Origin of the sequence: Comamonas sp. GCA5 (assembly GCF_036541385.1) — a bacterium.
Classification (GTDB): Bacteria; Pseudomonadota; Gammaproteobacteria; order Burkholderiales; family Burkholderiaceae_C; genus Comamonas; species Comamonas aquatica.
In genome coordinates, this window is record NZ_JAZHFR010000212.1 from 1 (window position 1) to 642 (window position 642).

Genomic DNA, 642 nt, shown 5'->3' on the forward strand with positions numbered 1-642 from the left:
AGCTACCCCTGATGAAGCGTACTTTGCAGCATTGCCGTTTGCACAAATGCAGGCGGCATAACCCCGGTGATCTCGCTTAGCAACTGGACTCAATTGTTCAAACGACCGGGACCACTTCTGCGTGGAAATCAACAAGCTGTTCAACTGGTGGAGGCAGATTCAGCGCAACGAACTCATTCCGGGGCGCTGGCAACAGGGAGTCTGCTTGCTCGCGCATCCAGCGATGAACGATGTTGGCGTTGATTCCGTGTGCAAGCGCTACGCCGGCCACTGACGCGCCGGAGACCTGGCATTCGGCCACGATCTGGCCTTTAAGTTCCGGGGAGTAGTAGTGCCGCTTGGGGCGCTGGGCGATCGTGTCGTTCGCCATAGTGTGCGTGATGTTCATCGTGCACACGATGCCTCGACACTGGGTCTATCTCAAGATGGGATTGCCGGACGCTTACATTGAAGTAACAACACTTGCCATCAATAAGCTGCCAACGCCGGTCCACAGCCTGTGTTTGATGCATCTCATCCCAAAAAACAAAACCCCCTGCCTCGTTGGAGGTCAGGGGGTTTGTCGCTGTAAGAGCCTGGCGATGACCTACTTTCACACGGGAATCCGCACTATCATCGGCGCAAAGTCGTTTCACTGTCCTG

Annotated in this window: 2 protein-coding genes; one reads left to right on the forward strand and one right to left on the reverse strand. The window is 55.5% G+C overall.

Features of this window, described 5'->3' with window-relative positions; all coding sequences use genetic code 11:
• Positions 1-97: 97 nt before the first annotated feature.
• Positions 98-388, reverse strand: coding sequence for a transposase (locus SJH88_RS19300; RefSeq protein WP_274755406.1), 291 nt, complete (start codon positions 386-388; stop codon positions 98-100).
• On the opposite strand from SJH88_RS19300, the gene SJH88_RS19305 reads away from it, so the two are divergent.
• A partial coding sequence (locus SJH88_RS19305) for a hypothetical protein (protein WP_274755407.1) occupies positions 381-642 on the forward strand: 262 nt, incomplete at its 3' end. The two genes, SJH88_RS19300 and SJH88_RS19305, sit on opposite strands and share 8 nt — an antisense overlap.

What these genes read in the sequence shown, in the direction of transcription:
- SJH88_RS19300 (WP_274755406.1), bottom strand. Translation starts at nt 388, where the DNA reads ATGAACATCACGCACACTATGGCGAACGACACGATCGCCCAGCGCCCC.